The sequence below is a fragment of the Shewanella profunda genome (assembly GCF_023283765.1).
Lineage (GTDB): Bacteria > Pseudomonadota > Gammaproteobacteria > Enterobacterales > Shewanellaceae > Shewanella > Shewanella profunda.
The window spans coordinates 14,149-33,776 of sequence record NZ_JAKILG010000031.1 but is presented as its reverse complement, the minus strand read 5'-3'; the positions used below and the strand labels follow the sequence as shown (position 1 = coordinate 33,776).

Sequence of the window (19,628 nt, the reverse complement as noted above, 5' to 3'; positions counted from 1 at the left end):
ATGGATAATAATTTACTGATGTTGGCAGGTTTATCATTAATAGCTATCGTATTAACTTATATTCTAACAAAACGCTCAGCGGATAAGAAAATCGAGCAATACAAGTCGCTAGATGAAGCACTAGCAAAAACAAAAGAGCAATATGATTCAGTGTGTATAAGCCGAGAATCAATAATCGCTGCCACTGAAACCGCAAAGCTAGAGCTAGATAAAATCAATGAGGAAACTGCCGAACTTCAAGCTTTGAAAGGACAAGATAATGTACTAAAACAGAGCATTCAAGAGCAGCAAGCGACCTTAGAATCGACTACATCAACATTAGATGAACTTAACTCAAGTATTGAAAAAGGTGAGCTTGAGCTAGAAGAGTTAATGGGTGATCTCGACTTATATTCAAGGCTTGATGAATACACTGCTCATGGTCATTTTGAAATGCCTAAGTACCTTTACGAAACATCTACTCGATTTGCGGAAGAGATCAAGGATGTTAGGCAGCAGCAAAAAGACATGATCAAAGATAAAACAGCGATCACTTTCCCAGAGTCAACGGTGATATCTAACGACAAGTCATTCAATAATTCAATTCTAAATGGTCAAATTAAGCTCATGCTTACTGCTTTTAATATTGAATGTGATCTTCTTATCGGTAAGGTGTCGCCGAGTTCGTTTGGGCGTACTCTAGAACGTATAGAAAAACTTGCCAACACACTTGAAAAGTCAGCAGCAACATTAGAGTGCGGATTTAATATAGATTACATCGAACTTAAGTTCGAAGAGTGTAAGCTTCAATATCAATACACACTTAAAAAGCAAGAAGAGGTCGCTGAGCAGCAGCTTATCAAAGAACAGATCCGTGAAGAACAACGAGCTATTAAAGAATTTGAGAAAGCGATAGCCGATGCCGAAAAAGAAGAAAAAATGTACCGAAATCTTCTTGATAAAGCGCAGCGCGAACTTGCTAACGCTACTGAGCAGGAGCGCTCTGAAATGGAGCAACGGATAGCAATGCTAGAGCAGCAGCTCGCCGAAGCAGAAGCCAAAGAAGAACGAGCTAAGAGTATGGCGGAACAAACCCGTAAGGGGCATGTTTACGTCATCAGTAATATTGGTTCGTTTGGTGAAGATGTTTACAAGATAGGACTTACTCGCCGTCTAGAGCCAATGGACAGGGTTAAAGAACTAGGCGATGCAAGTGTACCATTCCCATTTGACGTACATGCCATGATTTACACCGATGATGCTCCAGCTCTTGAAACAGCGTTACACCGCGAATTCAATTCTAAACGTGTAAACGCTGTAAACCTTCGCAAAGAGTTCTTTAATGTCGACCTTGCATCTATCCAAGAAGCCGTAGAAAAGATAGCTGGAATAGATGCCGAATTTAAAATGACTGCTTTAGCTGAGGATTACTATGAAAGCTTAAGATTAAGTGAAGCAGCATAATGTGGAAATGTACTGAGCTAGCTGCTGTAGCTAGCTCAATTCTGCCCTAAAGCTTGTTAGCACACGTTTGAAGATGCTTCTAAAACCATAAATTAACGCAAAATAACAGGGCGTTACATAGCGACTGAGATTTTATGAAAAGACATACATTTATAGATAGGTATTTTGAAAGTCAGCGAGCCCTCTTAAGGCTCGATACCATAGAAGAACATGATGTAAATAGCTTGTTTACTTATCTTAATAATCTTCATTCTACGGCTGATAAACTGAAAGAGCTATTTGACTGTAACATAAAAGATCACCCAGACTTCAAGTTACTCAGAACTATTCGAAACTATTTTCACCATGTTGGTGATGTCGATCATATTAGAATGTTTGTTTCTATCGAAGAGAATGTACAATTTGATCGTGTGCAGCATCTAATAATCCCCCTAGAAACTTTTGCCAAAAGTGTTAAGTCTTTTATCGATAATGCAATGGTTCCTCAAAACGACAGGCAATATCAGAAGAAACTTAAATTTGTTTCTAAAGAGATGGCTTCAATATCTGAATGCTACTCTTACAATAACGATTTACTAACTAATATGGAGGTATTTTGCAACAAGCCATCTTTGAAGTTAGATGGTGTAGTTCATGAGCTTGGCTTTGATATGTATAGATTTATCTTTAACATAACGAACCTTATTGCTGAACGCTGTCGAGCTATTGAGGAATTGGCAGGTAAGCCTACCATCATTGAGTTAGGTGATGAGTATTCAGTTTCGAATAACATTGATCGAATAGACATGTTTTGTACACCAGACAAAAAGCCTATAACAACAACTAAAGGTATGATTTACGCTAGACATGTCGAACTGGCAATATAACGAACAATCTAAGATTGATTCACCACACTTGACGGTTTGTTTTTGAGTTTAGTAATAGCGGCAGTGTTCAAATTGAGTCGTATAATTCAAACCTTAATTGGACATTTATCCATAGAAATTTCAATCCGAAACTTATGAGTTAAAGCTAATAACCTAACTAATTTATGTCCAGAAATGAGCCTAGGCGGGTAAAGTATTTATGCCCCAAAACGAGTTTGAAGTAAGGTTAGATTAATCGCTCCTTCAAGAAATTTCCCATACTAAAACTTATGACTAGGATAGCGGCAAGACTCGATCTAATACTTTCATCAATTGAGGAGAGACTTTATCTGTCTAATGTCGATATTTTTGTATAGCTAGCATTTGATAAAGAAGAAGTCTTCGCAGAATGATGAGCATTAATCCGTGACGTAGCTAAGTGTTATGCTAATATTAGTCATTGATTTTATCGCATAAAATTCTCGGTGGAAAACTATGACTGGCGAATATGTTGACGCTTTTAAGGCATTAAAGTGGGATGAAAAGATCTCCATTATTCCTGAAGATGGTCACTCCTATGAACTTCATCTTCGAACCGTCATAGGAAAAGAAGTTAGTTATTCAAAAAAAACCACCTTGTCTATGCTTGAGAGGGTTGTCAGTTTGAAGCTTAGGCACCCCGATAATATCTATAACCCGTTCACATTAGTCTTACCTTCAGAAACGAATATTTTGAAAGATTTTACTAAAGAAGACCTAGAGTTTTATGAAGCCATCATTCCTTTTACTGACGATAATTACCTAAAAGCTCGGCTGGCTGAGATTCTTTTTTATAGTACTAAATACCAAATTAAAGATTGGGCTAAACTTGCAATTGATTGTTACACCAGAAAGAAAATCAAGCTTGACTCAAGTTTTTTGTATAAAGTCAACGAATGGGAAAGAGCTTTAGTACTATGCAGAAAAATCAATGACTTAAATAGATTGACTGAGTTAAAAGATAGAATATTAGAAGCTATTCATCTAGATCATGGAAAATATAATTTCATAGTTCAAAAACTCTGCTCATTACTATTTAAAACAAGTAGTAAGGCTGATAATTTTGACAATATTTTTTTACGCTTAACTGAACTAGCCAGAGAGTCTAACGAGCAAGGCGAGTATCATGTAGTCAGAGAATATATGAAACTTGCAATTGAAATTTCTACACTATTTAAAGATAAAGCACCATGGGTGAACTCAAGGGTTTTTTATGCTAACAGTTATGAGCTTGAAGGGGATAAAAGATTAACGGACTCGGCTGTAGTTGCAAAATTATTTTATTGTGATGCATTAAAAGCATACCGAGATATTGAAATTAAATATCGTACTGATCAAAACAAAATAGAAGAAATAATAAGTAGGCTAAAGCATAAAATTGAGCATTCAGGTAAACAGATGATTGATGAAATGGTCACGATAGAACTCCCAATGCCAGATGTATCTGATATTGTAGTTAACGCAAAAAAACATGTATCAGGTAAAACAGATGCAAAAACGGCTCTTCTCTATTACTGTGGTTTGATTGTTAGTTCTGATTTAGAAACTATGTCCGCTGATGCTGAAAAAAGCTTAAGAAATGTAAATTATAAATCGATGGTAAGTACGATCAATATTTCACGAAATGGGCGAGTTATTGGTAAATCACCAGCTCATAATAAAGATGATGCTAAAGATGTTGAACGTGCAATACATGAACAATGTATTGAAAATTATCTCTTCTACATGAATTTCGATGTAAAAACTAAATTATTGCCTGCTTTAGACCAACTACGTGAAGAGCATTCTTTCTCTAGAGAGTTTTTTGAGTTGATATGCTTACACTCTCCATTAGTACCTGATGGCCGAGAAAAAACCTTAGGCTTGGCACTTTGGTTTGGTTTTGAGCATGATTTTTCTGCTGCTATACATTTATTGTGTCCACAGATAGAACATATTGTTCGAATGAAACTAAAGGATGCAGGTGAACATAGCACAACAATAAATGATAGTAAGGGTAGTATTGAGGATGAAATTTCATTGAGCTCTTTAGTACTGAAAAATAATTTCGAAACAATGTTCGGTGAAAAAGTAGCATTTGAACTTAAGACGATCTTTACCGAGAGTCTGGGTTGTAATTTTAGAAACCAAGTGGCCCACGGATTATTGGATGATAATGATGGTCAAAGCCATCATTCGGTTTACGCTTGGTGGTATGTACTTCGAATGATTTGTCACTCTCTTGTTAGGGATTGATATGCAGTGGTATAACTGATTTTGTTACAAAACAAGTTATACCACTATACAGAACTAATTTTATCATTAATGTGAGTAAGATTATGAGCTCGATTTCCTTATGACCCCCTACAAAATCTTATGAGTATTACCTGCGGGTAGTGAATAACTCTAACAAACTTTTGTCCAAAACTGAGTTAGTGTGAACACAGTATTCCATAGAATAATTAGTTAAAGTTATTTATTTGGAGTGTCTAAAAATACACTTTTTAAAATGACTTTCACGAACTATCTTTTACTGAGCTGAACTAAATAGTCGCCTAACTCTGGATTATTTCCCACTTCAACGACAGGTTCGTTCATTGATCGAGTCCAGCCTTCTATAATAAAGCTTCCATCATCGCTAGTAATGGCAAAAATATCCGTATCACCAGATGTGAGTGTCAACTTCCATCTCGAATCGCCTTTAGAATTTTGATAATGTTCGATATCGATAAAGTGTTGCTCATCTTTGATGAACTGTTCCATTTTGTTTTTTGTAAGGTATTCATTTTGAATTAGTACTTCTCTAATTAAGTTTTGATCTATATACATGTGTATCTCCTTTGATTTTGTGATTATTTATTTTTACGATTTAAAATGCATAATTTGTAGCGCGTATATCTTTCTCCTTATTGTTGTTATTGTTTATCTGTAACTATCATATCAATCGAATAAGTGTTTGTAACCTTCCGTTTTTTACATTTTTGTGATAATTAATATTAAGTATGTGATAAATTAAAATAATTATTTTTAATTATTTTTAATTTATTTTAATTTATTTTTAATTTGTCGTAAGGGTTGAAATTAACTTTCCTTATGTAAGGATGTAAGTGTAGTGAATATTTTATTATTTAAAGTGAATTATATTTAAGTTTTAGATTGGCACTTTTATTTCTGAGGTGTCATATGAAAAATTATAATGTTGAAATAGTAGAAAAAATTAAGGAAAAGTTTGTATCATTAAACAGGGTGATTAAATCTATTAAGCAGTTAGACTTCTATATTAATCGAGAAAAAACGCCTGCTGATATAATAACCAAAAAAAAGTTTGACAGTTTTATTAAAGACAATGGCTTTACCAGCCTTTACATGCACGCCTGCTTGGATAGAACAGTATTGAGTGAAAATGATTTTAAATCAGTACAGCAGCGACTATCTACTATAGCTAACGAATCGATATCGCCAAAATCCTTAACGGTGCTTGAGCAAGTTGAAACGATGTATCGCAAATATATTGAAGCATTTGAAAGCACGGATACAGAGTATCAGTTTAAGCTGCCGTGGAGTGAACATGTGATTTACGGGAACCCTAAAAATGCGAAAACAGGTCAACTTTATACAGGTAATAATGCTATGTTGTTGTCGATGCTTCAGCAGGAAATGGGGCTAGAAACACCGATTTTCCTTAATAAGCACAATCTAGATGAACTGGGCTTGGTTGAGCCAGAAACGCCTTTATGCATTGGTCAAAAGGTGGTTGAGCTTTACGTGAATGACAGTTTGCAAAGCGATGACCCGAAAAAATGGCTCAGCTATAAACGATATATGACTCTGGCTGATTCAGAACAGGAGCATTACCGAGATCAAAAGGTATTGAGGTTATTTGAGCTATACCATGCTTCTCAATTTGACGCAGGTTTGGATGATAATGATCTATATAAAAATTGGGTTAAGGACTTCAGAGAAACAGTGTTATTGGCCGAGTTGAAAGCCTGCCGTACTGAAGATGAAAGAGAGAAGCTGTTTAAGCCGAGAATCCTCGCAGCAAAGGCGTTGTTACAAGGTGCATTAATCCAAATGGGTGTGCCGCTTATATCTCATCCGAAATCCTGTTACTACAATATTGAGAGAGATGAAATTGCTATGGTCGATGAGGCTCGCTTTACAGGTGAACATTGTCTGTTAGCTTATACTGGAGTTTTGGCGCATGAAATGAGTCACTCAACTGGTCATCAAAGTCGTTTAGCTCGTAAATTCGGCCACACCTTTGGCTCAACTCAATACGCTTTTGAGGAAGTGATCGCAGAATCATCATCCCAGCAGTTGATGAAGCGATTTAACTTGCCTGGCGTGTTAGATAAAGCGTCAGCTAAATACATTCATGCTTGGTTGAAGCGTCAGAAGACAGATTCGAATAAAGACTTTTTGAGCATTGCCTGTAGTAAGGGGAAACTTGCCGCTGACTACATTGTTGTTAAAGGGCGAGAATATCAAGCTGCACTGGTTGAACAATTTGATTCAGATGCTTTCAGACTTTCTATTCAAACTAATGACTCTGAGCCGTCAGTTAAGACTCTTTTTATTGCTGAGTATGTGAATACCACTGCGAGTAAAGCATTAGATAGTTATTTGGTGAAGCGATATGGTCAATTGGAGTTGTTTGAATTGCTAGAAACTGCACATGAAGTAAATGAGTTTGATGAGCAGCGTTTTATATTAGAAGAAGATTTTTATCACTTTTTACAGCAGCACTATGGGATCTCTGCATTAGCAGCATATGACGCAGGTACTTTGTGTGATAAGTTCGGTTTGGTGGATATCTTTGATAACGATGTGGATCAGTGTTTCTCATCAGATACAGTGATTGACCGCTTTAATCGTTGTTATGGGCAAGAGAAAGTTCCTTATTATATAAATAAGCTACAAGAGCAAGGAATTGACCCAAATGAAAATTCAATACTGACTGGCTCAAACTATAATCAGTTGAATAATAAAATTATTGGTAGATCTATGAGGATATGATTTTACAGCTGAAATACATGTATATGGTTCAAGGTTTTCTGGATGTTTTTCTGCGAGGGGAGTATAGACGTTGATCTAATGCTTTATTTACTAGTTTAATAACTACAGCATCGATGTATTTTATAATGCTATTTTGAAATGTTGGGTTGACTTGTAGTTTCTCAAATTGTTCATCTGATAAATTGAAAATATTTTTTATCTTTTTCATCAAAATTATATGATAAAAATGCATAAAGTAAATTAGATCAAAATTAATATTAGAATCATGATGATTAATTTGCTCACTATGAATAGAATAAAAATGGTCTATAAGATTTTTTGCTTGGTCGATTTTATTTTCTAAATCCATTATCTGCACCTTTAGCTTTCCCTTTCCCTTTACTAGTATTGTCCTTATGTTTATTTAAGAAACGCTGTTTTAATAGCCAGTCGTGAATATTCTTTTCATATTGTGGATCATAAGTGATATTGACTCTTGAAATATCTTTATTACTGCTTTTTCTATTGTTATCCATATTCCCCTCATTTAAATACTATAAATTAAATTATTGCATGAAATAAATATTTTTCAAGTCAAAATTTTGCTTATTTTTACAAAAAAATCACCTCTCGCAGAGCACACCTTTGGAACAAAGTTTTAGTGTGTTAAAATTTTATTCTAAATCGCTATTGAAATAATATATTTTTCTGAGATGTTTAAAGTATATATAATAATAAAGGTGGTTATTAATGAGTGATTTTATATCTGTTAGAACTGCATATTATAAAGATCAACAATGTGAACTATCTAAAAAAAGGAAAATATGGGCTAAAGACGAAAAGGGACTGTTACTAAAGAATAAAGATGGTAGATCTTATAAAGTTTTTGAAACAAAAACTGAAAAGCATAAAGGAACTATTGAGCTTTTAGATCATATACTTAGATTTAAAAATACTAACTCATTAAATCCAAATGAAGATCTTTCTCATTTAAATACAAATTTTGTCGGATCTGATTTTGAAAATTTAGATCTAATCGATGCTTATAATAAAGTTAAAGTTGATTTTGAAGCTGAAACAGGAAAAAAATCAAGAAAAGACATGAATACAACACTTGAAATGATAGTTGTTTTTTCTGAAGAACAAATTGAGTTTTTAGAAAAACAGCTTAAATTGAAATATCCTAATTTAAGTCAATCGGACATACAAATTAAATTAGCAAAAGGTCTTGAGAAAAGATTAAAAACACATTGCCAAGGTGAAGAAAGTGTACATGGCATGAAATTTATGGGTGGAGCTTTACATATGGACGAAGGACACGTTGATCAAGCAACTGGTAAATGGAAAAGAAACATTCATTCACACTGCTTGTTCTTCAATTATGATTTTAAGTTCAAGAGACAGCCTTTAAAGCCACTTTCTTCACATCAACCATACATACGTCAGTCTTTAGCAGATTCGAAGCGTGATGATGATTTGAGAGCTTCAAATGACGAAGAACTGACCAAGTATAAACTCAATCAAAATTTTGTAGCTATGCAAGACCGAGTTGCAGAAAGTTTCAAACATTTGGGTTTTAGGCGCGGAATATCTAAACAGATTACGAATGCAGAGCATAAAGATAAATCTGTTTATGTTCGAGAAGAAAAAATAAAAAGAGAAATTAGGCAGAAAAAACTTGAAGAAAATATCAATACAGTTTTAGAAAGGCAAAAAATTGAAATTGAATCTAATGAAAGTATAATAAAATCACAGAGAAAAGAAGTGACTAACTTAGAGAAAACACTAGAATCAATTAGAAATGTTTATAATAAATTCCAATTATGGTTTAAAGAAATTAGTTCTGGAGGTTTGTCAAATATTATTGAAAAAACTGCTGATGAAGTTGTAACAGCGTCTATACATGCAAATATTGTTTATAATGAAGAACAAATTAACGCAATAAATAATACTGAAGTTTCTGCTGAAATTGATAAAAAACAAAGATTATCTACTAAATTTAAAAAACTTAATCAGATTTTTAATAGTTAAAGTTCAATTAAATATAATCAAGCTTTTCATCAGATAAAAAGTGAACGAAACGAAACAAACCCTGTTTGTGTAGTGAAGTGAATTAAATAGTGATCAATATACAAAAGTTAGTTAACGATAATGTAATCTCAAAATAAGTTAACAAGCAGGTTTAAAAAGGTTAAAAACGGTTACAGACTTTGAAAACCATGCACAACAAGGGCTACATCAATGTTTTGTGGCTACTTTTTTATGATTCGTGGCTGCTTTTTTATGATTTGTGTGCTCCTTCTTTATCTTTACGATGAAATCAATCATGATTTTCGTGTGTTTCTTTTTTACTTGTCTAGTTGTTAAAATAATAATTCAAGCTACTACTTATATTTATTAGCTCAATAAAATGTTTAAAATAATTATAAATTTATTGTGTGCTACTGTTGACAACGTATTTAAATGTGATATCTATTACTTATAACTATGGAACATTAATATGAAAAAAATAAAAAAAAGCACAGAATCTATGCAGTTATCATCAATTATACATGCGCCAATTTTCGCGACATCAAATTACAAAGTTGATGAAAATTCAAGAGGGTTAGTTAGTTATGATATTTCAAGAACTAAAAATGAAAGAGTTGTTTATAACGGTTTAGAGTTGAATGCATCGGATGACTTTCCTTTATTTGCTATTATAATTAGCAAATATCAACAGTATAGAAAATTTAGTATTTCATTAACTGATAAAGAATTGTTTGAAGCATTGAAACTATCAAAAGCTTCAAGAACTGAAGCTAAGAGAAAAGTATTAGTAAAGAGAATAAAGCGATTAGAATTTTGTCATGTTGAATTATTCTTTTATAAAGACGGATGTGATGATGTGGATAAATATACAACTAGATTGTCATTTCCACTTTTTCAAAGCACTTTTTATGATACTGAATCTAAAGAGATTAAAATTGAATTGAGCAGGAAATTAGGCGCAATAGCTACTGCTGATTTTTCTTAAGAATTGATCGATTTGACTGTGTATTACAAAATAAAAACGCAGTACGCAAAAGCTGTATATCTTTATCTTCAGACTAAAAAATTCAAAAGACAGAGCTGTTTCTATGTCGATTTATATAAGTTTTTAGAGCGTTTGGGTCATTCAAAAATGGAAAATAGAGAAAAAAAGAGAAAGTTAAAATTTGCTCTTGAGCAGCTCGTATCTTTAAATCATATTAGTGGTTTCGAGTTTGAAAAAATCAATGATATTGATAAAGTTAAAATTATAAATAAAAAGAAAAAGGAGACGGAGAAGAAGAACAAAAAAATCAATGATGCAGTTGTTCTTGCCGATGAAATAAATTCCGATGATATATAGCGAAAGTAGAAGTCTAGTAAGTCTTAAATTTTTACTGATACTGATTTTTAATATAGATTTAAAAGCCGCTATTTAACGGCTTTTTATTGTTCAATGTAAAGTAAAAGTACATATTTTTGACTCTTTTTTATTGATTGACTATGAGATTTGTTTGGTGTTCGAATTGACAAAATCAACTAGATCTTGCTGATTGTATCTTACACCTCGACCAACTTTCGAAAATGGGATTCTCGCGTTTCTGGCTGATCGCCAATTGGTAAGCGTTCTCGGTGAAATTTTTAAAAAAGTTGCGGCTTCTTCGTTCGTTAATAACATCATTTCCATCATAACCCCTTATTTTTTTGTTTGTTTTTTTATAATCAAATTGACATTTGATTTAAAGTAATATAACAAAAAACCATAAAAAAGTCAAATAACATAATGCTTTAACAAAATCAAGTATTTATTTTCAATTTAGGAAGAAAAAAAATATATAAAGATATAAAGTAGGATATGAGTAGGATAAAACGAAAATTTTCTTGTAACTGATTGATTTATATAGGCTACTGGTCTCTCCACAGGGACTCGAACCCCGATCGGCCGCTTAGGAGGCGGCTGCTCTATCCTGTTGAGCTATGAAGAGACGAGGGTGATTATACTGGTTTTATCTCTGATTAAAAGGCTTATGATTTAGTTGCTTAAATCTTAAGCGCGATGTCGTTTATCTGTACATTGTAGACAGCATTTTTGTCTACAAGCACTGCGGTTGAGCTTTCTTCACTCACCTGTTCAATTTTGACTGTGGCACGACTCTTCGTTGCGACAGGACGCATTTCATTGAGTCTATCGGGTAAGTTTTGCTGCAGTACCACTTGGAATTTATCGTTAACGCGAATGCCATGTTTTCTCCCTAGATTCAGTATGATCCTATCCGTTTGGCGACTAACTACTTGCCCGAGTAAGGGGCGACAGTTGAGTGTGCTATCCAAATCTTGAGTGGCTTGTTGAATTAATTGATTGATATTTCTGCCATAGGCCGAGCGCCAAAATCTGTCACTGTTAGGGGATATGATGGCTTGTTCTTCAAATTCCCATGGGGCAGAGGTGCTATAACTCTTGCTCCATACTTCCTCTCCACTGATCCCATGGTAGAGATTAAGCTTAAGTTGAAACTGTCTAAGCGGCGCCTCATCCCATATGCCGAGAAAGGTTGATTCCACTGACTCTGTTGAAATATCGATAATTTGTGGTTGTAGAATATATTGACTGTCGGTGATCTCGCTCAGCCAGCTTGGCAGTCTATATCCACGGGTGTCTGCTAATTCTTGGGTAATATCGAGTCGTTCTTTAGCATGTAGGTGACTAAAACTTGTAGATGAATAGCTATCGATACTATTACCCAGTTTTTCGGAGATAATTTCTTCAAATCCTGAAAGTTGGCCGTATCTGAGTTGAGTGCGATCTTTAATTTGCGCCTGAGGTATTAAAATAGCAGCTTTTAATTGTCCATTCGGACATTGCTGCGTAGGATCTTCATTTAGATCGAGCCGAAGAGAGACATATATTCTCTGACCTTGAATACGTTCATTTACCAGTTGAATGCTGATTGCTTGGGCATTCCGATTTATCGCAAAGCTGTTTTGGGTGAGATTACCATTAGTTGTTTGTTGTTCGCTGGATATTCTAATGCCCGTACTAAGCGTTGCATAACTTACTGCTTGATTGATGGCCTCCTCCCTAGCTTGAGCTATGTTGCCATTAACAATCATGGCTTCGCCGCTGGCCTCTATCCATTCAGCCTGTACAGGCATTGAAAGCAAGGCAAGACTCAAACTAATGAGTGAAGCTGTTCTTAATATGTGCATCAATTCAGTCCTTAACGCTATGCCGTCGCAAATGGCGAGATTGGTAATGGAGCCAGTTTACTGACATACAACTTTATTTAGGGATAAAAGCAAGTTTCATGCCTTATTCAATTGGAGTTTTAGATAAAGTTTTACCGCTGTCCGTCGATAAAGTGCGTATGAGTATAATATCTTCGGCCAAAGTCCTGTTTTGGTCTGGTATTTGCGATATTTGATGGCAGTGGCTTTATTGCCACCTAATGGCCAAAAACCCTTATAGACGAGGTCTGCCCAATGCTAAAACGTGTGATTATTCCCTTAACCCTAGTGGTGTTAGGTGGATGCGTTGCTAAACCCGCTGCGTCACCGAAACCTAGCTTAGATGATGGTAATGGTCTGCCGCCGACGTCGATGATTAATCATTTAGCCCAGCGAATTGTCACTGAATTGGTAAAGCAAAATGATGCGTTGCGTTCAGATCAACCCATAGTTGTTGCAACCCCTGTGTTAGTGGGGGATATGAACAGCACTCATGCAATGGCGCAGCAGTTACAGCAGGGATTAATGGCATCACTGCATCACTTTCAATTTAATGTAGTGGATTTAAACCTAGGTGATGGTTTGAGAGTGACGGCAGATGGCGATTTTATTTTGACGCGGGATTGGCAAAAGTTATCAACCAATCTTCCCGTCGAGCATTTAGTGGTATCGACTATGAGCCCTACAACTAATGGCATGGCAATCAACACACGTATTGTTAATGTAAGTAACAATCGCGTGGTTTCGGCTTCTCAGACATATGTGACTCAAAAAGAAATGCCCAACTACATGCAACCATCTGAAAAAGTAGTATCCCAAAATGGCATTTTATATAGGCAAACAGGTTCAGGTATGAATGAAGTACGTGTGTTAGGAGATGGAAAATGAAACGATACCTCTTACTTGTCGCAGTGCTTTTGTTAAGCGGCTGTGCAACGAAAGACCGATACGTACAGTGGGAAGATGTGCCGCCACCGAGTTTTCCTAAACTCACTGCAATTGGCTACGCGCCCTTAGCGACACAACCCGCTAAAGAGCAATCGCAAAAAGTGTTGATGGCTATGCAGGCATCAAAAATTGTGGCTTACCGCGAATTAGCCGAACAAGTTTATGGGCAAAAAATTACGGCAAATAGCAGTGTGAGTGAGTGGATGTTAACGGACGATAATGTAAAAGCTTCGGTTTCTGGAGTCATACGCGGGGCTAAAGTTGTAAAAAGTTATCCCGCTGGTGAGCATTATGTTACTGAATTAGAACTCGATTTCGCACAGGTTTGGGCGCTTTATCAGCAGCAAAGCCGTCCTCAAAGAGTTAAAGAAGTGACTTATTTTTAAGGCGTATTGATGTTTAATATTAACTTTTGTTCGCTCTGGCAAGTCATCTCACGAAATGAGAAATGATGTTTAGTTATTCTAAATAGTGTTTAGCTGCTCGTTGGTTGCAAAGCCAGAGTAAGAGCTGGCCAGAGAGGCTCTTTGCGAAAGTATTTGGTCAGTATTTATGCTGTGCATTATCGCCAGTTTATGTCGAGTAGCTACATCACATGCGCTCTGTGTTGCATAAAATAGCGCAGAATCGCTGAAAAAATAACCGTAAAATGTCAATCATCTAGTGTTTTATCCACTTTTTACAAACACATTGGCCGCGCATTTGCGTGGTTTTTTTGCTAGTTTGGTGGTTTTGTAACGCTTATTTTAAAGAGGAATATACAAGCTGAGAGGCGACTAGGCTTTTAAATCATTACCTAAACTTGAGATTGTTGAGGTTTTACCTTTATCGTTATAGGTAAGGCTAGTGGCATTGCGACTGGCTTGCAGGGCTTGAGCAAAGCGATTTAGACTCGCTAAGTTCATCTCGATCAAACTGGCATTTTGTTCATTCAGTTCTTTGCATTCGGTTAACGCTCGTTTAACCTCTGCCATTTTATCGTTAAGATCAGGTTGTTGTGTTAGCTGAGATTTATCGTTGTGATTGGCCAACAGCTCATCAGTTGCCTTAAGCTGTTTTAGACATTGTGATTTTTCATTTGCAAGCGACAACAACAAATCGGCGTTTTGGTCTACCAAAGCGCCTTTTTCCTTGAGTATAATTTGCTTAAGAACAGCCAAATGGGCGTGTTGCAGATCTACCAGTTTAGCTATTTCTGTCATAGTTACTCTCTATTGAGATCATTTAATTCGGCTTCAAAACTGGCGATATTGGCAGCCAATTTTTCCGGATCAATTTTATAGCGACCTTCGGCGATGGCTTGCTTAATTTCAGCCACTTTCTTTTGGTCAACTTCGGGTAGACTCGCCATTTTAGTCTGAGCTCCTTGTAGCTGCTGAGCTTGAGCCGTAATGACTACTGAGTCGCTTCTTTGCGATGGAGCTGATTTTGTCGCTACTTGAGCAGATTGTTCACTGCTGACTTTAGTCGCGCCAGAACGTGTTTGAGAAGTCGTTCCGGTGTTGAGCTTGCTTATATCAATTGCCATTTTAGGCTCCAGCGTCGTGTATACGGGATTTCTTAACTGGGGTATCGGCAGCTTATAGAAAAGCTTTAGATTATTTTACATTCTAACTTCGACTTCGCCAATGCCTATGACTATTGCATCTAGTTGTTTGTTTGAACTGCTATTTTTAACTCTAATTTGCTCCCCCACATTCCCGTCTTGTAAGGCTTCTCCTGCTGTTTTTAACACAAATGAAGGCGATCGTACATAAATAGAAATGGCATCACCCTTACAAACAAAGCACAGGTTGTTAGCAACAATAGGAGATTCCTTTGCTATTCGACGTTTTACTCGTGTGCCCGTGAGCTTACTTGGATCGTCAAATTGTTGTCCGCGTAAACTATTTTGTTCGATATATCTTATCTCGATTTGGTTCGCATTTATTCGATCGCCTGGTGCCAAAATTTCTGTGGTAACCACGACAGGGAATAAAATATCGACTCGTACCGAGATAAATATTTGCCAAGGATAGGCCAGCTCAGGGGTATTACAACTCACTTTAATCGTATTGTTGCGACTAATTTCTCGTTCGCTGGCCATTTCTACCTTTATCGGTGATATGCACTGTGACGGGAGCATGCGAGCATCGACGGCCTGAGGGGTTATTTCTACTTTAGCCTTCTCGGGTAGGGATATCTTTTCACTAATAAGGGCTTTAGCTAATTCGGATATCGCCGATATGGTGGGAGCAACAGGCTCTGTACTCGCAGTAGCGGGTATCAGTAGGGCGAAAATACTCAAAAAACAGACTAAATTTACTTTCATAATGAAGAGACTAGCTTGTAACGCCAGAATGCACCTATACTTTTATCAAGTTTGAAGCTGATGACCAAAATCAACAGAAATATCAGTGTCAGAAGATTGACTCAGTTTCAACTATGTTTATCGATAGTAAGACGTAAGCAATTAATATGCCTATACTCATACGAGTCTTAGGGCCGTACATAAACAGAACAACAAGGCAGAGTTATGTCGAGTATTCTTGATTCAGTCAACAAACGAACCCAGCTCGTTGGTCAGAACCGTTTAGAACTTTTACTATTTAAGTTAAATGGCCGTCAGCGATTTGGGATAAACGTGTTTAAGGTGAAAGAGGTACTGCAGTGTCCACCGCTGACGACTTTGCCTAAACTCAACCCAAATGTGAAGGGTGTTGCCCATATCCGAGGCACAACGATTTCGGTCATTGATCTCAGTGCGGCAACTGGCGGGCGTCCATTAACCAATATTGAAAATTGCTTTATTATTATTTCTGAATATAACCGTAGTGTGCAGGGTTTTTTGGTTAGTTCTGTTGAGCGGATTATCAATATGAACTGGGAGGCAATTATGCCTCCACCTCAAGGAGCTGGTCGATACTCTTATCTCACTGCAGTCACAGAAATAGAGGGTGAATTGGTTGAGATTTTAGATGTTGAAAAAATCTTAGATGAAATTTCTCCAGTAAAAACTGCGATTAGTGAAGAGGTCAATGAGCAGCTTACCATCGACCGGACACAGCATTACCATATTATGGTTATCGATGATTCTGCCGTCGCACGTAAGCAAATTATTCGGTCATTAGAGTCTTTAAATTTGCAGATAGATACGGCAAAAGATGGCCGTGAAGCCCTCGATAAGTTAAAGGCAATTGCAACTGAAATGGATAATGTTGCAGATGAAATTCCATTAATTATCTCTGATATTGAAATGCCTGAAATGGATGGTTATACCTTAACGGCTGAAATACGCGATGATCCAAAACTTAAACATATCAAAGTAGTGTTGCATACTTCGCTCAGTGGGGTCTTTAACCAAGCTATGGTACAGAAAGTGGGGGCCAATGATTTTATTGCAAAGTTTAACCCGGATGAATTAGCTGCGGCAGTGAACAAGCATTTAAGTTTATAAATGATAAAGTGAGGGTTAGTGCCTAGTTGAGCTTTGCGCTATAATCTGGCCCTTATAACATTTTAGTTTTGCACTGTTTTTGGTGCTCGCTAGCGATAGGATCTAGGACGTGAATGTGCCAAATAAGTCACTTGCAGAAGCTGAGTATAATCAATTTAGGTTGTTCCTAGAGCAACACAGCGGCATCGTACTAGGTGAGAATAAACAATACCTAGTGCGTAGCCGTCTTGCCCCTTTGATGGGAAAATATAACCTTCCATCATTATCCGACGTGGTTAAGCATTCGATGAAGCCCACCGAGCGCGCTTTGAGGGCTGAAGTCATCGATGCGATGACAACTAATGAGACTTTATGGTTTCGTGACCGTTATCCTTTCGAGCTGCTTAACAATGTCCTGCTACCTGAGTACAACCGTTTAGGTCGCCCATTGAAAATTTGGTCTGCGGCTTGTTCATCAGGGCAAGAGCCTTACTCATTGGCTATGACTATTTTGGAATATCAGCAGAAAAAGCCAGGAGCCCTAGCTGGAGGCGCGACAATTCAAGCGACTGATTTATCCCCTTCGATGCTAGAGCGTTGTAAAAATGCTGAATATGATAGTTTGGCTTTAGCCCGAGGTTTATCGGAGGAGCGTAAGCGTCAGTTTTTTGATGCATTACCCTCTGGCAATATGAAGTTAAAGGAGAATGTTAAACGGCTAGTGAATTTTAGAGCCCATAACCTACTTGAAAGTTATACGTTGCTAGGTAAATTTGACATTATTTTTTGCCGGAACGTGTTAATTTATTTTGCGCCTGAGGCAAAGGCCAAAATTTTGCGGCAATTTGCTGCCGCTCTTAACCCAAAAGGGATTTTGTTTTTAGGTGCTTCGGAATCGATTGCGGGCTTAACCGACGAGTTCGATATGGTGCGTTGTAATCCTGGGATCTATTACCAGAAAAAGACTTAACTTGCCGATTTCATTAAAAATTACCGACAAATGTCGGTAATTTTTTATATCTATTTTTACCTGCCTTTGCTGTTTATCATTATTTCCTTCTTTTTGGCACATGAATTGCTTTAATCCTGCGAGTGACACGATGGAGGCAATTTTATGGCGATCAATTTTGATAAGGCACTGGGTGTGCATCAATACACTTTAGGCATACGTGCAGAACGGGCCGAAGTGATTTCAAGTAATATCGCAAATGCCGATACGCCACACTATAAAGCCCGTGATGTCGATTTCTCTGCCGCTATGCAAGCTGCTCATAGTCAACAGCAACAGCGTAATCACCTCGATACGGCAGATAATGAACGGCACTTTGGTTTAGCTGAATTAACTGGCCAATACGTTAAGTTTCGTGTTCCAAATCAACCTGATACCGGTGATGGGAATACTGTTGATATTCAACAGGAACAGTCTGCCTTTATGCAAAATGCCCTCGAATATCAAATGTCACTGGGTTTTTTGGATAGTAAGTTTAGTGGCATGAAAAAAGCGCTAAGAGGGGATTAATCATGAGTTTATTTAGCATTTTTGATGTGGCTGGCTCTGGGATGTCAGCACAGTCGGTAAGGCTCAACACTACGGCCAGTAATATTGCTAATGCTGATTCCGTCTCAAGCAGTATCGATAAAACTTACCGCTCTCGTCATCCTATTTTTGAAGCTGAAATGGCTAAAGCACAGAGCCAACAGCAATCCTCTCAAGGGGTAACAGTTAAGGGGATCGTGGAAAGTGATAAACCCTTACTCAAAGAGTATTCGCCGGATCATCCTATGGCGGATGGTGATGGCTTTATTTATAAACCGAACGTAAATGTCATGGAAGAAATGGCAGATATGATTTCTGCCTCTCGCTCATATCAAATGAATGTTCAAGTCGCTGAAGCTGCAAAATCTATGCTGCAACAAACACTTGGGATGGGTAAATAATATGCGTCACTTAGGAGGTAAGCTGTGAGCCTCATTAATCAAGTCAATCAAGCGTCAGCGCAAACGACGAACTCGACAACGAGTACGACTGGAAATCCATTTTTGGATGGTCTTCGTTTACCCAGTGAGTCGATAGTACCTGAGGCGAAAAGTCAGCAACTGACACAGGAAGATTTTTTCTCGTTATTAAGTCAACAATTGTCCATGCAGGATCCGTTTAAGCCTGTTGACAATGATCAGATGATTGCTCAAATGGCCTCTTTCTCTACTGTGGATGGTATTTCTAATCTTAATAAAGAAATTGTTAATTTAAACAGTGTCATGACATCGAGCCAAGCCTTACAGGCATCGGGGCTTGTGGGACGAAAAGTACTGCTTCCAACCGATACTGGCTATATCTCGGCTGAAAATCCAGCAATGAAAGGGATTATCAGTACGAGTGAGAAAATTTCTGCCATAAATGTGCGTGTTGAAGATGAACAAGGGCAGGTTATTTCCACGTTTACCGTTGACGGTAGTGATGGCGGTAATATTGATGTTAATTGGGATGGATTGGATAAGAATGGCCAACCCGTTGCTGCAGGTAATTACTCGATTAAAGCCAGCGGATTAGTCGACGGTACTTCCCAAGAATTAGCTGTATCCACCTATGCACATGTAAGTAGCGTTTCTTTAGGTACTGCCAGTACAGGGGCAATTTTGAATCTAAGGGGGGGGATGTCCTTTAAGCTATCCGATGTGTTGGCTGTATCCGAAACTTAATATTATCAGTATATGAATTGGACGTT

The 19,628-nt window shown here is 37.0% G+C and carries 22 protein-coding genes and 1 tRNA gene; 14 read left to right on the top strand and 9 right to left on the bottom strand.

What is annotated here, in order from left to right; genetic code table 11:
• From L2744_RS14480 to L2744_RS14470, 3 genes are all read left to right on the top strand, one after another.
• The gene (locus L2744_RS14480; protein WP_248992581.1) at positions 1-1,443 is read left to right on the top strand and encodes an SNIPE associated domain-containing protein; all 1,443 of its coding nucleotides are present in this window, start codon (positions 1-3) and stop codon (positions 1,441-1,443) included.
• Positions 1,444-1,577: 134 nt separating this feature from the next.
• Positions 1,578-2,309, top strand: a complete 732-nt coding sequence (locus tag L2744_RS14475; protein ID WP_248992580.1) for a hypothetical protein — start codon at positions 1,578-1,580, stop codon at positions 2,307-2,309.
• Between the two features lie 474 nt (positions 2,310-2,783).
• Entirely contained in the window at positions 2,784-4,562 is a 1,779-nt protein-coding gene (locus tag L2744_RS14470) for a DUF7380 domain-containing protein (RefSeq protein ID WP_248992579.1), read from the top strand.
• Positions 4,563-4,829: 267 nt separating this feature from the next.
• Here the strand turns inward: L2744_RS14470 and L2744_RS14465 are convergent, their stop codons facing one another.
• Positions 4,830-5,135: a hypothetical protein gene (locus tag L2744_RS14465; protein ID WP_248992578.1), complete on the bottom strand. Its 306-nt coding sequence runs from the start codon at positions 5,133-5,135 to the stop codon at positions 4,830-4,832.
• A gap of 354 nt (positions 5,136-5,489) precedes the next feature.
• Between L2744_RS14465 and L2744_RS14460 the strand changes: the two genes are divergently transcribed.
• Positions 5,490-7,325, top strand: coding sequence for a zincin-like metallopeptidase domain-containing protein (locus tag L2744_RS14460; RefSeq protein ID WP_248992577.1), 1,836 nt, complete (start codon positions 5,490-5,492; stop codon positions 7,323-7,325).
• Positions 7,326-7,353: 28 nt separating this feature from the next.
• On the opposite strand, the gene L2744_RS14455 is transcribed toward L2744_RS14460, so the two are convergent.
• On the bottom strand, positions 7,354-7,674 hold the full coding sequence (locus L2744_RS14455) for a hypothetical protein (protein ID WP_248992576.1): 321 nt from the start codon (positions 7,672-7,674) through the stop codon (positions 7,354-7,356).
• On the bottom strand, positions 7,658-7,840 hold the full coding sequence (locus tag L2744_RS14450; protein WP_248992575.1) for a hypothetical protein: 183 nt from the start codon (positions 7,838-7,840) through the stop codon (positions 7,658-7,660). Before L2744_RS14450 ends, L2744_RS14455 begins: the two co-directional genes overlap by 17 nt.
• Positions 7,841-8,054: 214 nt before the next feature.
• Here L2744_RS14450 and L2744_RS14445 point away from each other — a divergent pair, with 214 nt between their 5' ends.
• From L2744_RS14445 to L2744_RS14435, 3 genes are all read left to right on the top strand, one after another.
• Entirely contained in the window at positions 8,055-9,335 is a 1,281-nt protein-coding gene (locus L2744_RS14445; protein WP_248992574.1) for a plasmid recombination protein, read from the top strand.
• A gap of 469 nt (positions 9,336-9,804) precedes the next feature.
• Positions 9,805-10,320: a hypothetical protein gene (locus L2744_RS14440; RefSeq protein WP_248992573.1), complete on the top strand. Its 516-nt coding sequence runs from the start codon at positions 9,805-9,807 to the stop codon at positions 10,318-10,320.
• A 147-nt stretch (positions 10,321-10,467) separates the two neighbouring features.
• Positions 10,468-10,677: a hypothetical protein gene (locus L2744_RS14435; protein WP_248992572.1), complete on the top strand. Its 210-nt coding sequence runs from the start codon at positions 10,468-10,470 to the stop codon at positions 10,675-10,677.
• 138 nt (positions 10,678-10,815) lie between these two features.
• On the opposite strand, the gene L2744_RS21735 is transcribed toward L2744_RS14435, so the two are convergent.
• The 3 genes from L2744_RS21735 to L2744_RS14425 form a co-directional block, all read right to left on the bottom strand.
• On the bottom strand, positions 10,816-10,992 hold the full coding sequence (locus L2744_RS21735) for a helix-turn-helix domain-containing protein (protein WP_376711952.1): 177 nt from the start codon (positions 10,990-10,992) through the stop codon (positions 10,816-10,818).
• A gap of 231 nt (positions 10,993-11,223) precedes the next feature.
• Positions 11,224-11,299: transfer RNA gene (locus L2744_RS14430), tRNA-Arg, on the bottom strand.
• A 55-nt stretch (positions 11,300-11,354) separates the two neighbouring features.
• Positions 11,355-12,521, bottom strand: coding sequence for a flagellar assembly protein FlgT (locus L2744_RS14425; RefSeq protein WP_248992571.1), 1,167 nt, complete (start codon positions 12,519-12,521; stop codon positions 11,355-11,357).
• Between the two features lie 273 nt (positions 12,522-12,794).
• Between L2744_RS14425 and L2744_RS14420 the strand changes: the two genes are divergently transcribed.
• Positions 12,795-13,427 carry a FlgO family outer membrane protein gene (locus tag L2744_RS14420; RefSeq protein WP_248992570.1) on the top strand — a complete coding sequence of 211 codons (633 nt, stop codon included), beginning with the start codon at positions 12,795-12,797 and terminating at the stop codon, positions 13,425-13,427.
• A complete protein-coding gene (locus tag L2744_RS14415; RefSeq protein WP_248992569.1) occupies positions 13,424-13,873 on the top strand; it encodes an LPP20 family lipoprotein in 450 nt (149 codons plus the stop codon). Before L2744_RS14420 ends, L2744_RS14415 begins: the two co-directional genes overlap by 4 nt.
• 390 nt (positions 13,874-14,263) lie before the next feature.
• Here the strand turns inward: L2744_RS14415 and L2744_RS14410 are convergent, their stop codons facing one another.
• The 3 genes from L2744_RS14410 to flgA all read right to left on the bottom strand — a co-directional run bounded on the left by L2744_RS14410 (position 14,264) and on the right by flgA (position 15,798).
• Positions 14,264-14,689, bottom strand: coding sequence for a flagellar protein FlgN (locus L2744_RS14410; protein WP_011788747.1), 426 nt, complete (start codon positions 14,687-14,689; stop codon positions 14,264-14,266).
• 2 nt (positions 14,690-14,691) lie between these two features.
• Complete coding sequence (gene flgM / locus L2744_RS14405) at positions 14,692-15,015, bottom strand: flagellar biosynthesis anti-sigma factor FlgM (protein ID WP_248992568.1); 324 nt, start codon at positions 15,013-15,015, stop codon at positions 14,692-14,694.
• A 75-nt stretch (positions 15,016-15,090) separates the two neighbouring features.
• Positions 15,091-15,798: a flagellar basal body P-ring formation chaperone FlgA gene (gene flgA, locus L2744_RS14400; protein WP_248992567.1), complete on the bottom strand. Its 708-nt coding sequence runs from the start codon at positions 15,796-15,798 to the stop codon at positions 15,091-15,093.
• 204 nt (positions 15,799-16,002) lie between these two features.
• Here flgA and L2744_RS14395 point away from each other — a divergent pair, with 204 nt between their 5' ends.
• The 5 genes from L2744_RS14395 (at position 16,003) to flgD (ending at position 19,602) form a co-directional block, all read left to right on the top strand.
• Positions 16,003-16,923: a chemotaxis protein CheV gene (locus L2744_RS14395; RefSeq protein WP_248992566.1), complete on the top strand. Its 921-nt coding sequence runs from the start codon at positions 16,003-16,005 to the stop codon at positions 16,921-16,923.
• A gap of 109 nt (positions 16,924-17,032) precedes the next feature.
• Positions 17,033-17,872 (top strand): CheR family methyltransferase, encoded by an 840-nt coding sequence (locus tag L2744_RS14390; protein WP_248992565.1) that lies wholly within the window; start codon positions 17,033-17,035, stop codon positions 17,870-17,872.
• A 144-nt stretch (positions 17,873-18,016) separates the two neighbouring features.
• Positions 18,017-18,421, top strand: coding sequence for a flagellar basal body rod protein FlgB (flgB, locus tag L2744_RS14385; RefSeq protein ID WP_248992564.1), 405 nt, complete (start codon positions 18,017-18,019; stop codon positions 18,419-18,421).
• A 2-nt stretch (positions 18,422-18,423) separates the two neighbouring features.
• On the top strand, positions 18,424-18,840 hold the full coding sequence (gene flgC / locus L2744_RS14380; RefSeq protein ID WP_248992563.1) for a flagellar basal body rod protein FlgC: 417 nt from the start codon (positions 18,424-18,426) through the stop codon (positions 18,838-18,840).
• A 24-nt stretch (positions 18,841-18,864) separates the two neighbouring features.
• Positions 18,865-19,602 (top strand): flagellar hook assembly protein FlgD, encoded by a 738-nt coding sequence (gene flgD, locus L2744_RS14375; protein ID WP_248992562.1) that lies wholly within the window; start codon positions 18,865-18,867, stop codon positions 19,600-19,602.
• The last annotated feature ends 26 nt before the right edge of the window (positions 19,603-19,628 follow it).